This window comes from Uliginosibacterium sp. 31-16 (assembly GCF_030730865.1).
Classification (GTDB): Bacteria; Pseudomonadota; Gammaproteobacteria; order Burkholderiales; family Rhodocyclaceae; genus Uliginosibacterium.
In genome coordinates this window covers 120322-138710 of record NZ_JAVALZ010000005.1, presented here as the reverse complement: position 1 = coordinate 138710, position 18389 = coordinate 120322, and the positions used below count along the sequence as shown (strand labels likewise).

Genomic DNA, 18389 nt, shown 5'->3' with positions numbered 1-18389 from the left:
CGACTTGAGCAAAGACAGCGGCAAAGTGTAGTACATTCGGTCCCGCCGCCACCGCCCGACCCTGCTCCGACAACATCAGCTGCCACCACGAATCGTGAAACTTTTCCGCTTCCAGTTGCGCTTCCTGCTGCCTGTCGTCATTACGCTGACTGTCGCATCCCTGCTGGCATTTCCTGCCATGGAGGCGCTCACCCAGCGCTGGTTTTCCCGTGACCTGAATCTTCGCGGCAGCTTGCTGGCAAGCGCCATGTCAGAGTCCATCAACAAGGCTGTCAGTGCCGAGCATGCGGACCGTTTACGCCCGCTGTTTGAGCGAACCCTCAAAGATGAACGGCTGGCTGCGCTGGGGCTGTGTGGGCCTGACGGAACGCTGCTTCTGACGACACCGGAGTACCCCGTCGAACTATCGTGTAGCCAGGCCAACGCATTGGCGGGCGTAACGCCACCACGTCTGGTCACCGAAACAGGCTCTTTCCATGTTGCGACGCACCAGATTCCTCTGGATTCCGGACTGAACGCGGAAATCATCCTGCTTCACGACTTGTCCTTCATCGAGCGCCGCACACTGCTATCACGCCAGTATTTTGTGATTTTTGTTGTATCGCTCGGATTGATCATTGCCCTCACGGTCGTCGTCTCAGCACAGCTGAGCTGGAATACATGGATGAAAGGCATTCGCGGAGTCCTCCTCCGGCAGGATGTCGTACGCACCCCGAAAACACCAGCTCCTCCCGAAATCCCAGCAGACTTTGCTGCAGATATCCGGGCTCAGCTGCGTGATCTGGAAGACGAATACAGGCGCAAGCAAGGGGGCGATGAATATTGGACGGCAGCACGCTTGCGCTCCCTGCTACGTACCCAGTTACGAGGCGACCAGGTCATCGTGGTTTCAAATCGGGAGCCCTGTATCCATGACTGGGTCGATGGCAATATCGTCGCTCATTCGCCTGCAAGTGGTCTGGTAACAGCTATTGAGCCGGTGATGCGCGCCTGCTCCGGGACATGGATCGCGCACGGCTCTGGCAGCGCCGATGCGGTAACGGCAGACGGCTACGGACGCCTGGCGCTTCCTCCCGACTCGCCGGAATACACCTTGCGTCGCCTATGGCTCAGCAAAGAGGAAGAAGCCGGCTACTACGACGGATTCTCCAACTCCGGACTATGGCCGCTATGCCATCTGGCCCATACACAGCCTGTATTTCGCGAAACGGACTGGCAGCTTTATCGCTCGGTGAACCAGCGATTTGCAGATGCCGTCATCGCCGAGACCCGCATTGATGACCCCGTCATTCTCGTGCAAGACTATCATCTTGCACTGGTCCCTGCCATGGTCCGAAAACATCTTCCACGCGCCACGGTTATCAGCTTCTGGCACATCCCATGGCCAGCTCCGGAAACCTTCGAAATATGCCCTTGGCACGCAGAGATATTGCAAGGTTTGCTGGGAAGCACCATTCTTGGATTCCAGACTAGGCAACACAGCCAGAGCTTCATTCAGACCGTTGATCGTCTTCTGGAAGCCAGAATTGATCATGAGCATTCCGTCGTGTGGTTTCACGACGAAGGCACCTTGATCGAAAGCTACCCAATATCAATATCCTGGCCTGCCATGGAGGCACATGAACCATCAATCCAGCACACCGGAATCCGGCAGCAATATGCTCCCAATAACTCAAAAATAATTATTGGCATCGATCGACTGGACTATATCAAGGGAATTCCAGAGCGTCTCGCAGCGCTGGAGCATCTGCTTGAAAGACACCCGGAATGGATTGGCAAGCTGGTACTTCTGCAAGTGGCAGCACCCAGCCGCGAAAACATGCCGGACTATCAGGCATTCAAATCCAGACTTGAGCTTCAGGTTCAGCGCATCAACACCCGCTTTGGCAAACCAGGCTATCAACCCGTACATTTACTGGCACGCTACCATAGCCATGCAGAAATCCAGGCCCTGTATCGTGCAGCAGACATCTGCATGGTCAGCAGCTTGCACGACGGGATGAATCTTGTATGCAAGGAATTCATTGCCGCTCGTGACGACGAACATGGTGTTCTGCTCCTCAGCCAGTTCGCTGGGGCTTCGCGTGAGCTCCCGGAAGCCCTGAGCATCAATCCTTACCATGTTGAAAACATGTCAGGGAGCATTCTGAAGGCATTATTGATGCCGGAGGCTGAGCAGCGCGAACGCATGGCCAGCATGCGCATGACGGTTCGCGAAGCAAATGTCTTCCGCTGGGCGGGACGCATGCTCACGGACGCCAGCCGTCAACGTCTTCGCCGCCGTGTTGAACAACGCGTGCGGCGATATCACAAAGCCTGACGACACCAATCTGACTGAATGTTCGTCTGACAACTGACTGGCTGCGAGCCAGCATCAGGGCTCGCATCAATCCTGCCCGTCATCGCGGGTCCGCCTTCAGACCCCTACCTCCGCACCAGCTTGGCCAGAAGCTGTTGCGCATGCACCAATCTGGGAGCTTCACCCTGCCTTCGCCACGCTACGGCAGGCCTCGGTGCGCTTGGCACACTTCTCGCAACAGGCTTGGGGCCGACAAAACAGCTCCAGCAGGAGAAAGCAGTGGCCCCGATTCAAGTTCAAACCTCGGTCCAAACAGCCGGCACGCACTTCTTCGACGAGATGAGCGACGCGACTGGCGAGGTCCGTGATCATTACGATGGCTATGTCGGCTGGTTCGACGGAATGCCTGCCGAACGCATGGCCCGCAAACGCCAGGAAGCTGATGCCCTCTTCCACCGCTCGGGCATCACCTTTGCCGTGTACGGCGACGAAGCCGGTGCCGAGCGCCTGATTCCGTTCGATGTGATTCCACGCATCATCCCGGCGGAAGAATGGCTGAAACTGGCAGCGGGCCTGCGCCAGCGCGTGAAGGCGCTGAATGCCTTCCTGCATGACATCTACCATGAACAGGAGATACTCAAAGCGGGACGGATACCCGCCGAACAGGTGATCTCCAACGCTCAGTACCGCCCCGAAATGCAGGGCGTGGATGTGCCCAAGGACATCTATGCGGCGATTGCCGGGGTGGATATCGTGCGCGCCGGCGCCGGCGAATTCTATGTACTGGAAGACAATTTGCGCGTGCCTTCCGGCGTAAGCTACATGATCGAGAACCGCAAGATGATGATGCGGCTCTTTCCCGAATTGTTCGCCAAGAATCGCGTCGCTCCGGTCGAGCACTATCCCGATCTTCTGCTCGACACCCTGCGCGCTGTCGCCCCAAAAGGAGTGCCCGACCCCACCGTGGTCGTACTGACTCCGGGCAGCTTCAACAGCGCCTACTTCGAACACGCCTTCCTCGCACAGCAAATGGGCGTGGAGCTGGTCGAAGGGCCGGATCTGTTCGTGCGCGACGAGCAGGTCTTCATGCGCACCACACAAGGCCCACAACGCGTGGACGTGATCTACCGGCGCATCGACGACGACTACCTCGATCCGCTCGCCTTCCGGCCGGACTCCATGCTCGGCGTACCGGGTCTGCTCTCGGCCTACCGAGCCGGAAACGTCACCTTGTCGAACGCCATCGGCACCGGCGTGGCTGATGACAAATCGATTTATCCATATGTGGGCGAGATGGTGCGTTTCTATCTGGGCGAAGAGCCACTGCTCAACAATGTGCCCACCTACATGTTGCGCAAGCCCGAAGATCTTGCTTACACGCTGGATCATCTGCCCGAACTGGTAGTCAAGGAAGTTCACGGCGCGGGGGGCTACGGCATGCTCGTCGGCCCGGCTTCGACCACGACCGAAATCGAGGAGTTTCGCAAACGCATCCTTGCTTCACCCGATAAATATATTGCCCAACCCACGCTTTCTCTGTCGACCTGCCCGACGTTTGTGGATGCGGGTATCGCGCCGCGCCACATCGATCTGCGTCCGTTTGTGCTATCCGGCGACGAGGTGCGCTTCGTGCCCGGAGGTCTCACCCGCGTAGCCTTGAAAGAAGGCTCACTGGTGGTGAACTCCTCGCAAGGTGGAGGCACCAAAGACACCTGGGTTATGGAAAGTTAAGGAAAGCCAAGGGAAGAATCATCATGCTCAGCCGCACCGCCGATCACCTGTACTGGATGGCCCGCTACATCGAACGCGCCGAAAACCTCGCGCGGATTCTGGACGTGAACAACCGCATGCTGTTGCTGCCGCAAAGCGAACGCGAAGTCGAACGCCTGTGGCGGGAAACGCTGGACTCCATCGGCCTGCTCGACGCTTATCACGGCACCCGTGACAAGATCGTGCCAGCCGAGGCCGTGCACTTCATGGCACTGGATCGAAGCAATCCGGGGAGCATCTATTCCTGTCTGCGTGCGGCGCGTGAAAATGCTCATGCCGTACGTGGCACCCTGACCGCCGAGCTGTGGGAAACCATCAACACCACCTGGCTCAAGCTGCGTGAATACAGTATCGAGCGCATGGGCGCCGACGAACTAGATGCCTTTTTCGAGTGGGTCAAACTGCGCTCGCACCAGTCACGCGGGGTCAGCTTCGCCACCATGATGCGCGACGAGGCCAACTGTTTCCTGCGCCTGGGCACCTTCATCGAACGCGCCGACAACACGGCACGCATTCTTGATGTGAAGTACAACTTCATCAACGAGGCGCCGCGCCGCGATGATGCCAGCGAGTATTACCAGTGGAGCGCGTTGCTGCACTCGGTGTCCGCCTTCGAGATCTACCGCAAGGTCTACCGTGACCAGATCACCCCCTCGCGGGTGGCGGAATTGCTGGTGCTGCGCAACGACATGCCGCGCTCGCTGGCGCACTGCACCATGGAAATGAGCCATTTCCTCGCGGAAGTGGCCAACCAGCGCTCCAGCGAAACCCAGCGCCGCGTCGGCGAACTGGCGGCCAGCCTGCGCTACGGGCGGATTGAGGATGTTCTCGAAACCGGCCTGCATAACTACCTGACCCGCTTCATCACCCGCATCAACGACATTGGCGACCGGATCGCAACGGATTTCCTGATGCCGGTGGCGGCGTAAGAAGCGCTCGCCCTGTATTGAAACGCCTGAGCCCTCGACACGCAGAACCCGGCACTGAAAATCGGGAGGATTTTTACGATGAAATACACCATCCGCCACGAAACCCGCTGCCACTTCGACAGCCCGGCCCGCTACAGCATCCGCCAGCTGCGCATCACGCCGCGTGAAGAAGCCGGTCTGCGCATTGCCAGCTGGAGCGTCGGCACTCCCGTACGGAGCACCTGCAGCATCGATGCCTGGGGCAACACCACTCACCTGCTGACTCTCACCGAACCGCATGAAAACGTACGCATCCTCGTCACCGGAGTGGTTGATGTGCCAGAGGACACCACGGCACTGATCGGCCGTGACAACAGCAAGCTTGCGCCGCAGATCTATCTTGCCAGCACCCATCTCACGCGTGCCGATGCCGCACTCAGCCAGTTTGCCCGCACCCATCTGGGCCGCACGCCGCAACGCACCGACGCCGTGCTGACGCTGCTCGAAGCCTTGCGCGAACAATTGCGCTCCGATCCGTCCGGCGGCCAGCCTCTGCGTGGCGCGGTCGCCAGCTTTGCACGGGGCAGCGCCACCCTGCCCGACCACATCCACATCCTGATCGCCGCCTGCCGGGCCGCCGGCTTGCCCGCCCGCTTCATCAGCGGCTACCAGCTCGGCGACGCACTCAACAAACGGGTCAGCGAATACGCCTGGGCCGATGTCTGGCTTGAGGCCGAAGGCGGCTGGGTCAGCTTCGACGCCCGCCGTACCCAGCTCGCCAGCGGTCGTCAGATCCGCTTGGCCGTCGGCCGGGATTACCTGGATGCCTGCCCCATGCGCACCGCACACCAGGGAGGCGGGCATGAAGAAGTACGGGTATCGGTACAAGCCGCCTGACCCTCCAAGCAGCATCGCCCGAAGAGCCGCATGCAGCGGACCTCTTCAGGCAAGGCACCTGATCACGCCCTTCAATCAACGCTCTCGGGGCTGGCATGCTGCAGGGCAAGGCAGGATGCGGCTCTTCAGGCAGGCGTCAAAAACACCATCAATGTACCTTGCGCACCACCTCAGGATGGATGGACAAGGTGCGCGCATGCTCGCCCGGGTGCGCCTGGAGTTGCAATGCCGGGCTGAGCTGCGCGGCGCGATCCTGCGGCGCGGGTTCGCTCAAGGCGCGGGCTTCATGCAGGCAAGAGAATTCGGTCATGTCACGTTCGATGAGCATGGCACTCTCCTTGGCAGGGCGCGCAGGCGGAAGTGCCTGCACGATTTCCATGCAACAAACGTTCCATCACGACAATGCAATCTCGGGCCCCTCAGACTTTTTTTCCAGAGGGCGCTGCCGCAGCTCGGCGAGCAATTCATCGAAGTCCCGCAGCTGCGCCGGCATCATGGTGACCTGCACTTCAACCTCGTGTGAGGCTCCCCCCAGAATGACCCCACGCATCGGTGTGACATCGGCGAAATCGCGCCCCCAGCCCAGCAACACATGCTCCAGATCAGGCTGGCAGTTGTTGGTGGGGTCGAATCCGACCCAGCCATTCTCCGGGCACCACACGGCAACCCAGGCGTGCGATGCATCCGTCCCCACCAGGCGAGGTTTGCCAGGCGCGGGATGGGTGAGGATGTAGCCGCTCATGTAGCGCGCAGCCAGCCCCAGCGAGCGCAGCGCACTGATCATCAGATGGCTGAAGTCCTGACACACGCCACGTCGCCGCCTGAAGGTTTCGGCCAGCGGCGTACTGATGGAACTGGCTTCGGGATCGAAGCCGAATTCGCCATGAATGCGCTGCATGAGATGACGCGCGGCTTCCAGCAAGGGTCTGCGCGGAGTAAAGCTGGCGAGCGCCCACTGGCGTACTTCTTCGAGCAAAGGCGTCTGCGCTGAGGGCAGGGCAAACTCCTGCGCATCCAGCGGCGCTGCAGAAGGAAAAGCGGCAAGCTGTGCGGCAACATTTTCCCAGGCCGGGCCGCCGGCATGGCGCCAGGTAAGCGGACGTGGCAGCACCTCGACCGTGCTGGCCGCAATCAGCCGGAGCATGGCATGCGGCTGGCGCACGGCTATCCATTGCGCCGGGTTGCCGAACCAGTCCACATGCGTTTCGCTTTCAACCGGGGCGGGCAGAATCTCGATCTGATGCCGCAGGGTGCGCTGAAAGTCGAAGGCGCGCGGGGTGAGATGCAGCAGATGCTGCGACAGGCTGACCGGCGCACCGTAGCGATACAGCGTTTCGTGGATGACGTGATAAATCTGGCTCATGCGATCACTCTCGCACTACCGTCGGAGTGGCTGAAAAAGTGCAGGCTGATCTGGTTCGACAGTTCAGCCGAAGCACAGCGCAAGGTCGCCAGAGCCTCCTGCAGCGACGCGGAACCGGGGTGAAAATCGTGAGCGGGGTCCAGATGCAGCAGACGGGTATGCAGGGCTTCGATGCCCGTGTCGGGCATGCCGCCCAGGCTCTCGTCCAGGCGCCGCAGATAATCGCGCAAGCCGCCAGTCTGGAACACGATGCCGCGCGGATTGGCTTCGTCGGCAATCAGCAGATCAAGCACGGCCAGCCATTCCGGTCGCGCCATGTAGCGCGAGCGATAGGTGACGATGGAGTCCGAAATTTCGAGCAGCCATTCCGGGCTGCCCTCCTCGCCCATGCGCATGGCGGTTTCAATGGCTTCGGTCTGGAATTGCAGACGCTCGATGCGCCGCCCCAGCGAAAGAAACCGCCAGCCGTGATCGCGCGTCATGCCATCAAGCGTAAAGCCGGCCAGGGTCATGAAACTGCTGATCAGCTCATCCAGCAGAGCCATCGCTTCGTAAATGCCCACATTCTCGTGCGGCGTCTTCTCGACGCTACGGGCCAACGCGTTGAGGGTACGCCAGTTGTCGGTGGACAGCCGCTCGCGCAGCTGGAAGCCGACGCGCGACAGGTGCAGGATATGTGAAGCCAGACCGCCGGAAACGCTGGCGTCGACCACGCTGCGCACCAGCGGACGCACCGCTTCACGTTCATCGCAAATCGTCGGCAGGATGCCGATCTGCTTGCCGAACGCCGCCAGCGCGCCCCATTCGACCGGGGTGTCCTGATTATCGGCCACACGCCCCAGAGCCACACGCAGGTAGCGCGCAAGGTTGTCACAACGCTCGGAATAGCGACCGAACCAGAACAGGTTTTCAACCACCCGGCTGGACAAACCGGCACCACTGCGAACCAGATCGGCCGCGCTCACCGGCCGGCGCAGCAGGCTCATTGGCGCAGCAGTCTGCTCGCCACACACCCACACATCCTTGCTGCCACCACCACGCTGGCTCGACAAGACTCGAACATCATGTTCGCTGGACGTACGCGCCAGTCCGCCGGGCATGACCATGTAGCCTTCCGGTGTAGCCACCGCAAAAACCCGCAGGCCCACCGATCGATCGACCAGATGACGCGGCTGCTGACGATTCAGCACCGGCACACGCGACAGCGCCACCAGTTCCTGGGCAAGGAACTGACGCGGCGCGGCGCGCACTTTTGCGCTCAGGGCCGCGCGTCCCGCCGCATCCAGATCCTCGCCAAAGACCGGGCCAAAGTGCTGTCCGTGCGCTTGCGGAATGGCGCTCTTGAAGACCAGATGATCGGCCTTCTTCAGCGCGTCCTCCATCGCTGGCGTCTCGCCACACCACCAGGTGGCGGCGCCCGGCATGGCCAGCTTTTCACCCAGAAGATGTTCGCACAGGCCAGGCAAGAAGCCCGACAGCGCGCCGGTTTCCAGTACGCTGGAACCAATGGAATTGGCCAGCAGCACATTGCCCCGGCGTACCACGTCCATCAGGCCGGGAACGCCCAGTGCGGAATCAGCACGCAATTCCAGCGGATCACAGAAGTCATCATCCATGCGGCGCAGGATGGCATGCACGCGGCGCAGGCCGGACAGGGTCTTGAGCCACACACAGCCGTCGCGCACGGTGAGGTCTTGCCCCTCGACCAGCGGGAATCCGAGGTAGCGAGCCAGATAGGCTTGCTCGAAATAAGTTTCGTTGTACGGCCCCGGTGTGAGCAGCACGGTATTGACGGGGCCGCCATCCTGCGGAGCGTAGCTGGCAATCGCGTCACGCAAGGCAGCGAAGAACGGCGCCAGACGCCGCACACGCAGGTCGCGAAACAAATCGGGATGCAAACGCCCGGTGATGATGCGGTTCTCCAACGCGTAGCCAGCACCGGAGGGCGCCTGGGTACGGTCGTTGATGACCCACCAGCGGCCATCCGGAGCTCTCGCCAGGTCGACCGCAAACAAATGCAGGGGCCCGCCATTGCCGGGCACAAGACCGTGGGCCGGGCGCTGAAACCCCGGATGCCCAAGAATCAGGGCGGGAGGCAGGCGTCCCTCTGCAAACAGGGTTTGCGGCCCGTACAGATCCGCAAGAATGCGACTGAACAGCGTGGCGCGCTGGATCACGGCGCGCTCGATGCCGCCCCACTCCTCCGCAGGGATGATGAGGGGCAGCGGATCCAGCGCCCACGGCCGGCTACCGCCCTCCGCTTCGTCGTATACGTTATACGTAATGCCATTGTCACGAACCTGGCGATCCACTTCGCTGAACAGGTCGCGGATGTACGTAGAATCCTGCCCGGCAAGACGGGCATGCAGATCAGCATAGTGCGGGCGTGGCTTACCGGCAGCGACAAACATTTCGTCGAAGCGGCGGGCATCCTGCGGATAGTCGGCAAACAATTGCTGGGGCATGCTCTGTCGTTGTTGTTAGGCCCTGCGAGGCTGACGTAACTATCGTCAGCCCCGGCGCGGAAAGCAAGCGATCATCCGCGCCGCAGATCCAGTGTAAACGGGAAGTCCGGATTGCTCGTTTCCCGCATCACCCGCATCTTGCCGGGCGTATGCCCGGTGCGGAAGAAACGCGCCAGCCGCCGCGCCTCGGCTTCCAGTGCATTGACCGGAAAGGTCTCATGGTTGCGTCCGCCGGGATGGGCGACGTGGTATTGGCAGCCCCCCAGCGAGCGCTCCATCCAGGTATCAACCAGATCCAGAGTCAGTGGCGCCTGTACCGGGATGGTTGGATGCAGGCTGCTGGCAGGACTCCAGGCCCGGTAACGCACCGCCGCGACGAACTCCCCCGCCACACCGGTTGGCTGCAGGGGAATGGTGCTGCCATTGCAGGTCAGCACCTGGCGGTCAGAGATCAACCCGCTCACCTTCACCTGCAGACGCTCGACCGAAGCATCCACGTAACGCACGGCACCGCCACCAGCGTTTTCCTCGCCCATCACGTGCCAAGGCTCCAGCGCAAGACGCAACTCCACTTTGACACTGCTGGCAGCGAAGTCGCCGATCTTCGGGAAACGGAACTCGAAATGGGGCGCGAACCACTCCGGCTGCAACGGGTAGCCAAAAGCCTGCAGCTCGGTGATGACGTCGCAGAAGTCATCCCACACGCAGTGCGGCAGCATGAAACGATCATGCAGTTCGGTACCCCAGCGTTTCAGGCGCGCCGGCTGATACGGCAGCTGCCAGAATTTCGCCAGCAACGCACGCATCAGCAATTGCTGGGCAAGGCTCATCTGCGCATGCGGCGGCATCTCGAAGCCGCGCATTTCAAGCAGGCCGAGGCGACCAGCGGAAGAATCGGGCGAATACAGCTTGTCGATGCAGAACTCGGCACGATGGGTGTTGCCGGTCACGTCGATCAGCAGATTGCGCAACAGACGGTCCACCAGCCAGGGCGGGCACGGGCCGAGCGACGCTTCGGTGCGCTTGTGCATCTCGGCCAGCGCGATTTCGATTTCGTACACCGAGTCGTTACGCGCCTCGTCGATACGAGGCGCCTGACTGGTCGGGCCGATGAACAAACCGCTGAACAGGTAGGACAAGGATGGATGGTTGTGCCAGTAAGCAATCATGCTGCCCAGCAGATCGGGGCGCCGCAGAAAGGGAGAGTCCGCTGGCGTAGCTCCACCAAAGACGATGTGGTTGCCACCCCCAGTGCCGGTGTGGCGGCCATCGAGCATGAATTTTTCAGTAGACAGCCGTGTCTCGCGGGCGACTTCGTACAGGTGCGTGGTCTGCTCGACCAGTTCGCGCCAGCTTGCCACCGGCTGTACGTTCACCTCGATCACGCCGGGATCCGGCGTGACGCGCAGCACCGTCAGACGCGGATCACGCGGCGGCTCATAACCTTCGAGCACCACCGGTAACTGCATGGCCTTGGCAGTCGCTTCGATGGCGGCGACGATTTCGAGGTAGTCCTCCAGCGCGCTCAGCGGCGGCATGAAGAGATACAAGCGCCCCGCACGCGCTTCGGCGCACATGGCCGTGCGAACAATCCAGTCGGCAGATTCAAACGCGACCGGCTCGCGCACGGCACTGGCGGCAATATCCTCGGCCCTGCGCTTGCGTGCCGCCTTGTTTATCGGCAAAGGCGGCAGTACCTCACCCGGATCACGCGGATGTGCATAGGGATATTCAGCCTTGCAGACCCAGGGTTGGCGGTCCAGTGGCAAACGGTAGCCCACCGGCGAATCGCCTGGAATCAGGTAACAGCGCCCTTCGCGCATGAACCAGGGGCTGCTCTGCCAGATTTTGCCAGCCGCATCACGCGCCAGCGGCAGTACCCAGCCCACGATCTTGTCCAGCCCCTGACCGAAAACCCTGGCCAGGCGTGCGCGCTCCAGCGGATCATCGAGCCGCGAATCGAGCGGATCGACATTGCCCGGCAGGTTGCGCTCGCGCCACAGGTAGTACAGCGCATCCTCATAGGCAGGCAAGGCATGCTGCGCGGTGACGCCCAATTGCTGCGCCACGCAGCGCAAGAATTCACCGACGCGCACCTCATCGACACCATAATCGCGCGTCTCGTCGGCCTGCAGCGAGGCGTCAGACCACAGCGGCTCTCCGTCCTCGCGCCAGTAAAGGTTCAGCGACCAGCGCGGCAACTGTTCACCGGGATACCACTTGCCCTGACCAAAATGCAGCAACCCCTGCGGCGCGTATTTCGCTTTCAGCTGCGCGAGCAAACTGGCAGAGAGACCACGCTTTTTAGGGCCCATGGCTTCGGTATTCCACTCTGCACCATCACGGTCGTCGATAGACACGAAGGTCGGCTCACCACCCTGCGTCAGGCGCACATCATGTCCCGCCAGATCGGCGTCGACCTGCTGACCAAGCGCCTCGATGGCCCGCCATTGCCCGTCGCTGTAGGGCAAGGTCACGCGCGCGGGCTCGATCATGCGCGTAACGTTCATGTGGTGTACAAACTCGACCTTGCATGCCTCCACCGCGCCCTCGACAGGCGCCGCAGAAGACGGCTCAGGCGAGCAGGCCAGTGGAATATGTCCTTCACCGGCAAACAGACCCGAGGTGGGATCCAGCCCGACCCAGCCAGCACCGGGCAGATATACCTCGCACCATGCGTGCAGATCAGTGAAGTCCGCCTCGGTTCCAGAGGGGCCATCCAGCGATTTCACATCCGGTTTCAGCTGAATCAGGTAACCCGACACGAAACGCGCTGCCAGACCGAGATGGCGCAACAACTGCACCAGCAGCCAGGCCGAGTCGCGGCAGGAGCCGGACGCCTTGGTCAGCGTCTCCTCCGGCGTCTGCACGCCCGGCTCCAGGCGCACGAGATATCTGATGTCGTGCTGCAGGCGCTGGTTGAGGGCAACCAGATAATCGATGGTGGCCATCTTTTCGCGCGGCACTGAATCAAGCAACGCCTTGAAGGCGGGAGTTGCTGGTAGACGGAGCAGATAGGGAGCCAGTTCGGTAGCAAGATTCGGGTTGTAGACGAAGGGGCTGTTCATCGCCTCCGGTTCGAGGAAGAAATCGAACGGGTTCTGTACCGCCATCTCGACGAGCAGATCGACCTCGACGCGAAACTCGCGGGTCTTCCCGGGAATCACCAGCCGCGCCAGATAGTTCGAGGCCGGGTCTTGCTGCCAGTTGATGAAGTGCTCCGCAGGAGTCACCCGCAGCGAATACGAGAGCACCCGGGTTCGCGAATGCGGTGCCGGGCGCAGCCGCACGATCTGCGGGCCAAGGCTGATCGGTTTATCGTAACGGTAGTGGGTGACGTGGTTCAGTGCGACTTGAATCGACATCGGATTCTCTCTATGTGAGATGAAGCGGGGCACCGAAGTCATAGCAAGGACCGTGCAACACCTGTTTTGCGGGCTCCGACGCAGCGCAGCGAAACATGCCGCACCAGCCTCACGCATCTGCAGCACGGCACTGCCAGTCAGGCACCGTTATGGGGCCTGCAGTCTGCCTCCCGTGTAATTCAGGAAAACACTCCTGACTCCACTCTCCACCCTTTCCCGAGCCCTCCCCAGACAGGTATAATCATCGGTTTTTCAAAAGCTTAGGCTCATCATGACTGCTCGCAACATCGATGGTGTCGCTCTCTCGGCGCAAGTGCGCGGCGAGATCGCGCAACGCGCCGCGGAACTCACCGCTCAGGGTACCCAGCCCAGCCTCGCCGTGATCCTCGTCGGTGGCGACCCGGCCTCTGCCGTGTATGTGCGCAACAAGGTGGCCGGCTGCGAGAAGACCGGCATTCGCTCGCTGAAGTTCGAATACCCGGCAGATGTGGCGCCGGAAGAAGTGCTCGCCAAAATCGCCGAACTGAACGCCGACAAAACCGTACACGGCATCCTCGTGCAACTGCCGCTGCCCAAGCAGTTCGATGAAGACAAGGTGCTTGAAGCCATCTCGCCGGAAAAGGACGTGGATGGTTTTCATGCCGAAAACTTCGGTCTGCTCCTGCAGGGGCGCAAATCCTTCTACCCTTGCACGCCCTGGGGCGTGATGAAGATGCTGGACAGCGAAAACGTCCAGATCAAGGGTGCGGAAGCCGTCGTCATCGGCCGCTCCAACATCGTCGGCAAGCCCATGGCTGTGATGCTGCTGTCACGCGGCGCCACTGTCACCGTGTGTCATTCGCAAACCAGGGATCTGGCCTTCCACACCAAGCGTGCCGACATCGTGGTCGCCGCAGTGGGCCGTCCGAACTTCCTCAAGGGCGACATGATCAAACCCGGCGCCGTGGTGATTGATGTAGGCATCAATCGTCTCACCGAAGGTCCGAACGCCGGCAAGCTGTGTGGCGACGTGGAGTTCGACAGCGCGAAGGAAGTAGCCGCCCTGATTACCCCCGTCCCCGGCGGCGTAGGCCCGATGACCATCACCATGCTGCTGGCCAACACCGTAGAGAGCGCCGAACGCGCATCCAAAAAGTAAGGAGAAAATAATGAGCACTCCCACCCCCATCGTCGGCATCCTCATGGGCTCCGACAGCGACTGGCCGGTCATGAGCGCCTGTGCCAAGACCTTCAAGGATTTCGGCATCGCCTATGAAGCCAAGGTTCTGTCAGCCCACCGCACCCCGGATCAGGCACTGGACTACGCCTCCGGCGCTCAGGCGCGCGGCATGAAGATTCTGATCGGTGCCGCTGGCGGCGCCGCCCACCTGGCCGGCGTGCTGGCCGCCAAGACCGAGCTGCCAGTGCTGGCTGTGCCGATGCCCTCCAAACATCTGGGTGGTCTGGACTCGCTGCTGGCCATGGTCCAGATGCCCGGCGGCATCCCGGTGGCCACCTTCGCCATCGGTGAAGCCGGTGCCGTGAATGCTGCATTGTTCGCCATCTCGATGCTGGCCCTGAATGACGCCGAAATCGCCAGAAAACTCTCCGCCTTCCGCGTCAAGCAGACGGAAAAAGTGCTGTCCAAGACCCTGCCCGAAGTCGAGTGATCCGCACTACCACAGCACTCCTGTCAGTGGTCTTCGCCTGCATGGCGAATGCCGTCATGCTCGAACCCGTCAGCATTCCCGCTGGCGGGCTTTCTTCTTCCCCCGCGCCGCTGACCGCCTTCCTCTTCCAGCCAGTCAGTCCCGGACCGCATCCAGCCGTGGTGATGTTGCATGGCTGTGGCGGCGCCTATGCCAAGGACGGCACGCTCAACGCACGCCACCGAATGTGGGGAGAAGCCCTCGCCGCTCAGGGCTACACCGCCCTGATGCTCGACAGCCTGGGATCACGTGGCATCAAGGAGCTGTGCACGCAGAAGTTCAGCGAGCGCAAGCTGAAGGAAGCTGATCGCCGCGGTGATGCCTATGCCGCGCTCGCGTATCTGCGCAGTCGCAGCGACATCGATGCCAAACGGATCGGGCTGCTTGGCTGGTCACATGGCGGCGGGGTCACGCTGGACACCATCACCCATCTGCCCATGACTGGCGACGGCTTTGCCGCGGCTGTCTCGTTCTACCCCGGCTGCACAAGCAAGGCGAAAAAAACCGAAGCGTTCCATCCTTATGCTCCGCTGTTGCTGCTCATCGGTGAAGCGGATGACTGGACGCCGGCCGCCCCCTGCAAATCGCTTGCTGCGGCAGTTGCCGCGCGTGGCGAGCCCATGTGGATAGTGACCTATCCGGACACTTACCACGATTTCGACAACCCGACGCTGACACGCAAGCGTGTGCGCCGCGATGTGCCGAACGGGGTAAATCCTGGCCGGGGGACCACCACCGCACCAAACCCCGAAGCCCGCGAAGACGCCAAGCTCCGCGTCATCGCCTTCCTTGCCGAACACCTGAAATGATCTGTCGCCCTACTCCTGAAAACATCGCCCGCGCCGCCGAATTGCTGCGTGCCGGCGAACTCGTAGCCCTGCCGACCGAAACGGTCTACGGCCTCGGCGCCGATGCCGCCGATGATGCGGCCGTGACGAAGATTTTCGCTGCCAAGGACAGGCCGGCAGACCACCCGCTGATCGTGCATCTGGCCGACCCCGAGCAGCTCACTGAATGGGCGCGCGAAATACCCATGGAAGCCATCGCGCTGGCCCGAGCCTTCTGGCCCGGCCCGCTGACCCTGATCCTGAAAAAGGAAGCCGACGTTTCCGATACGGTCACCGGCGGTCAGGATACAGTTGGTCTGCGTGTGCCGGATCATCCGGTAGCACTGGCGCTGCTGCGAGCCTTTGGAGGCGGCGTGGCAGCCCCCTCGGCGAATCGTTTCGGCCGTATCAGTCCGACCACCGCGCAGCATGTGCAGGAAGAGCTTGGCGAATCCGTCGCCATGATCCTTGATGGCGGCCCCTGTGATGTGGGCATCGAATCCACCATTCTCGATCTCTCCCGTGGCGAACCGGTGATCCTGCGTCCCGGCATGATTGGTCGCGACGCAATTGCAGCGGTGATCGGTCGTCAGCCGCGCCTGAAACACGAAACAGAAAGCGCTCCGCGCGTCTCGGGCGCTCTGGCGGCACACTACGCCCCACGCACGTCAATGCGCATGGCATCAAAAACTGAAATCGCTGAAGCCCAGGCAGACTGCGCTGTACTGACCCTTGCTGGCGAAAGTGCGCCAGGACGTTACGCCATGAGCATTGACGCACCTTTCGATGCGCACGGCTATGCCCACGAGCTTTACGCCAACCTGCGCGCACTGGACGCCGCGGGGGCCAGCCTGATCCTGGTCGAGAACCTGCCCGCCGACAGCAGCTGGGATGCCGTACGTGACCGGCTTGGCCGGGCCGTCGTAGGTTCTGGCGAAGACGACGAAACCTGATCCCGCGCCAGCGCGGAATCCGCACGCGCCAAGGGCCGCATGCTGCGGCCCTCTTCACATATCCTGTCCGGAAAACCAGGCCCGGCGCGCCTTTTCAGGGCATGCCTACAATTTGTAACTGGCCACGATGCGCTGCATGGATTCCGCCAGCCGGTCCAGTTCCCGTGCGGCATCAGAACTTTCTGCGGCCGCTGCACTGGACTCCTCCGCCATTTGCGCAATACGCTCGACCTGCTGCGCAATACTGGTGCTGGTGGTGCTCTGCTCGCGGATCGCATCGGTAATTTCGCTGACCATCTCGACGGCACTGCGATTGGCCGTGCCGATCTGGCGGATCGCGCCGCTCGCGTCCTGAGCACGGCTCACACCCATGCCAACCTTGCTGACGGCCTGCTCCATGCCCTCCACCGCGCCGCGCGCTCCATTGCGCACAGCCTCGACCATGGCAGAAATTTCCTGGGTGGACTGGGCGGTGCGCTCGGCGAGCTTTCTCACCTCATCGGCCACCACGGCAAAACCACGCCCTTGCTCACCCGCCCGCGCAGCTTCGATGGCGGCATTGAGTGCAAGCAGATTGGTCTGATCTGCGACCTCACGAATCACCCCCACCACAGTCGAAATCCTGTCGGTCTGCTCACCCAGATCGCGAATACGCTGCGAGGCCTGATCGACAGTACCGGCAATTTCATTGATGTCTCCAACGGTCTGGTTGATCACGGTTTCGCCGGAGGAAGCCAGACGACCCGATTCTTTCGAGAGTTCGTTTGCCTCACCAGCACGATCGCCCACGTGGGTAATGCTGACGGTCATCTCCTCCACGGCAGCCGCCATGCTTGATGCTGCCGAGCTTTGTGCATGTGACGCGGTAGCCACCTGGTCCGAGGTAGAGGCCATCCGGCCGGATGCGGAGGCCACCGACAAGGCGCTTTCGGCAATGCTCTTCAGATTGGCCTGCAGGGTGGCCAGAAGCTGGTTGAGCGCTTCAGCGGTCAAACCCAACTCATCACGGCTTCCAACCGGGATACGCTGGGTGAAGTCCTGCTCCCGCTGAATCCGCGAAACCGTGCCCTGCACTTGCTGCAAAGCGCCACCAATGCTGCGCACCAGCGTGAACCCCATACCGCCAACTGCCGCTATCGCCAGCACTATGATCACCAGCATCACGCTGCGGCCGGTGCTGCCCAGACGCTCGGCGTCCTCGCCTTGTTGCTTGGCATGTTGCTCATTGAAGGTAGCCAGCTCTTCCAGTGCCTGCAATGCTGCTTCACCCGCCGGGGCGAGCTCTTCGTACAACACCCTGCGGGCCTCGCCGGCGTCATCCTCACGCGAAAACTTCAGGTTTTTATCCAGAATCGTCTCGTAGGTCTTCAATGCCGCCTGCACGGCATCCAGCAATTTTCGGTCGTCCGCGTCGCTCACCAGCTCGGTCGCATACGTCTTGATCTGCGCATTCAGCTCGGCGCGAGCCGCAGCAATGCTCTTCTCGGCAGCATCCTTTCTCAATTCGGTTGCCGCGGTGACATGCTGGGTCACCCCCAGTCGTGCCCGCAACAGCGCCATTTCGGCGCTATCCACGGTACCGATGCTGGGAATCGAGTTCTTGTTGACCACATCGACGGCTCCGGACAGCTTGGAGATTGTCACCAGCCCCACGCCACCGACAACCAGCAGAGCTACCGCTGCGGCCAGAATCATTGCCCACAGGCGCTTGGAAATCGTCAAGTTCATACTGTACTCCCCGTTCAGAAACCATTCATGATCACATCATCATGCCGGCCCGGAAGAACAGAGCCACGCCGCTATCTAACGGCGTGGCCCTGGCATAACTTGAAGCATCAAACGAACAAAGCCCTT

The 18389-nt window shown here is 61.5% G+C and carries 13 protein-coding genes; 8 read left to right on the top strand and 5 right to left on the bottom strand.

All coding sequences use genetic code 11. The annotated features are described in order from the left end of the window. Positions 1–94: 94 nt before the first annotated feature. The 4 genes from Q9Q94_RS16735 (at position 95) to Q9Q94_RS16720 (ending at position 5874) form a co-directional block, all read left to right on the top strand. On the top strand, positions 95–2320 hold the full coding sequence (locus Q9Q94_RS16735) for a trehalose-6-phosphate synthase (protein WP_305981272.1): 2226 nt from the start codon (positions 95–97) through the stop codon (positions 2318–2320). A gap of 318 nt (positions 2321–2638) precedes the next feature. Beyond that, entirely contained in the window at positions 2639–4030 is a 1392-nt protein-coding gene (locus Q9Q94_RS16730; protein WP_305981305.1) for a circularly permuted type 2 ATP-grasp protein, read from the top strand. Between the two features lie 23 nt (positions 4031–4053). After that, the gene (locus Q9Q94_RS16725) at positions 4054–4998 is read left to right on the top strand and encodes an alpha-E domain-containing protein (RefSeq protein ID WP_305981271.1); all 945 of its coding nucleotides are present in this window, start codon (positions 4054–4056) and stop codon (positions 4996–4998) included. 78 nt (positions 4999–5076) lie between these two features. After that, a complete protein-coding gene (locus tag Q9Q94_RS16720; RefSeq protein WP_305981270.1) occupies positions 5077–5874 on the top strand; it encodes a transglutaminase family protein in 798 nt (265 codons plus the stop codon). A gap of 148 nt (positions 5875–6022) precedes the next feature. Here the strand turns inward: Q9Q94_RS16720 and Q9Q94_RS16715 are convergent, their stop codons facing one another. The 4 genes from Q9Q94_RS16715 to Q9Q94_RS16700 all read right to left on the bottom strand — a co-directional run bounded on the left by Q9Q94_RS16715 (position 6023) and on the right by Q9Q94_RS16700 (position 13067). Beyond that, positions 6023–6202: a hypothetical protein gene (locus tag Q9Q94_RS16715; protein ID WP_305981269.1), complete on the bottom strand. Its 180-nt coding sequence runs from the start codon at positions 6200–6202 to the stop codon at positions 6023–6025. A 66-nt stretch (positions 6203–6268) separates the two neighbouring features. After that, positions 6269–7237: a transglutaminase family protein gene (locus Q9Q94_RS16710; RefSeq protein WP_305981268.1), complete on the bottom strand. Its 969-nt coding sequence runs from the start codon at positions 7235–7237 to the stop codon at positions 6269–6271. Continuing rightward, on the bottom strand, positions 7234–9702 hold the full coding sequence (locus Q9Q94_RS16705; protein WP_305981267.1) for a circularly permuted type 2 ATP-grasp protein: 2469 nt from the start codon (positions 9700–9702) through the stop codon (positions 7234–7236). The genes Q9Q94_RS16710 and Q9Q94_RS16705 overlap by 4 nt, the downstream gene beginning before the upstream one ends. A gap of 71 nt (positions 9703–9773) precedes the next feature. Then, positions 9774–13067 carry a DUF2126 domain-containing protein gene (locus Q9Q94_RS16700; protein ID WP_305981266.1) on the bottom strand — a complete coding sequence of 1098 codons (3294 nt, stop codon included), beginning with the start codon at positions 13065–13067 and terminating at the stop codon, positions 9774–9776. Positions 13068–13338: 271 nt separating this feature from the next. Between Q9Q94_RS16700 and folD the strand changes: the two genes are divergently transcribed. From folD to Q9Q94_RS16680, 4 genes are read left to right on the top strand one after another with little or no spacing between them, the layout of a single operon-like run. Next, entirely contained in the window at positions 13339–14205 is an 867-nt protein-coding gene (gene folD, locus Q9Q94_RS16695; RefSeq protein ID WP_305981265.1) for a bifunctional methylenetetrahydrofolate dehydrogenase/methenyltetrahydrofolate cyclohydrolase FolD, read from the top strand. Positions 14206–14215: 10 nt separating this feature from the next. After that, on the top strand, positions 14216–14716 hold the full coding sequence (gene purE / locus Q9Q94_RS16690; RefSeq protein WP_305981264.1) for a 5-(carboxyamino)imidazole ribonucleotide mutase: 501 nt from the start codon (positions 14216–14218) through the stop codon (positions 14714–14716). Next, on the top strand, positions 14713–15564 hold the full coding sequence (locus Q9Q94_RS16685; protein ID WP_305981263.1) for a dienelactone hydrolase family protein: 852 nt from the start codon (positions 14713–14715) through the stop codon (positions 15562–15564). The genes purE and Q9Q94_RS16685 overlap by 4 nt, the downstream gene beginning before the upstream one ends. After that, a complete protein-coding gene (locus Q9Q94_RS16680; protein ID WP_305981262.1) occupies positions 15561–16535 on the top strand; it encodes an L-threonylcarbamoyladenylate synthase in 975 nt (324 codons plus the stop codon). The genes Q9Q94_RS16685 and Q9Q94_RS16680 overlap by 4 nt, the downstream gene beginning before the upstream one ends. Before the next feature lie 105 nt (positions 16536–16640). Here Q9Q94_RS16680 and Q9Q94_RS16675 read toward each other — a convergent pair whose 3' ends face one another. After that, positions 16641–18263 carry a methyl-accepting chemotaxis protein gene (locus tag Q9Q94_RS16675; protein ID WP_305981261.1) on the bottom strand — a complete coding sequence of 541 codons (1623 nt, stop codon included), beginning with the start codon at positions 18261–18263 and terminating at the stop codon, positions 16641–16643. Between the last annotated feature and the right edge of the window lie 126 nt (positions 18264–18389).

What these genes read in the sequence shown, in the direction of transcription:
- Q9Q94_RS16730 (WP_305981305.1), top strand. Translation starts at nt 2,639, where the DNA reads ATGAGCGACGCGACTGGCGAGGTCCGTGATCATTACGATGGCTATGTC.
- Q9Q94_RS16725 (WP_305981271.1), top strand. Translation starts at nt 4,054, where the DNA reads ATGCTCAGCCGCACCGCCGATCACCTGTACTGGATGGCCCGCTACATC.
- Q9Q94_RS16720 (WP_305981270.1), top strand. Translation starts at nt 5,077, where the DNA reads ATGAAATACACCATCCGCCACGAAACCCGCTGCCACTTCGACAGCCCG.
- Q9Q94_RS16715 (WP_305981269.1), bottom strand. Translation starts at nt 6,202, where the DNA reads ATGCTCATCGAACGTGACATGACCGAATTCTCTTGCCTGCATGAAGCC.
- Q9Q94_RS16710 (WP_305981268.1), bottom strand. Translation starts at nt 7,237, where the DNA reads ATGAGCCAGATTTATCACGTCATCCACGAAACGCTGTATCGCTACGGT.
- Q9Q94_RS16705 (WP_305981267.1), bottom strand. Translation starts at nt 9,702, where the DNA reads ATGCCCCAGCAATTGTTTGCCGACTATCCGCAGGATGCCCGCCGCTTC.
- Q9Q94_RS16700 (WP_305981266.1), bottom strand. Translation starts at nt 13,067, where the DNA reads ATGTCGATTCAAGTCGCACTGAACCACGTCACCCACTACCGTTACGAT.
- folD (WP_305981265.1), top strand. Translation starts at nt 13,339, where the DNA reads ATGACTGCTCGCAACATCGATGGTGTCGCTCTCTCGGCGCAAGTGCGC.
- purE (WP_305981264.1), top strand. Translation starts at nt 14,216, where the DNA reads ATGAGCACTCCCACCCCCATCGTCGGCATCCTCATGGGCTCCGACAGC.
- Q9Q94_RS16680 (WP_305981262.1), top strand. Translation starts at nt 15,561, where the DNA reads ATGATCTGTCGCCCTACTCCTGAAAACATCGCCCGCGCCGCCGAATTG.
- Q9Q94_RS16675 (WP_305981261.1), bottom strand. Translation starts at nt 18,263, where the DNA reads ATGAACTTGACGATTTCCAAGCGCCTGTGGGCAATGATTCTGGCCGCA.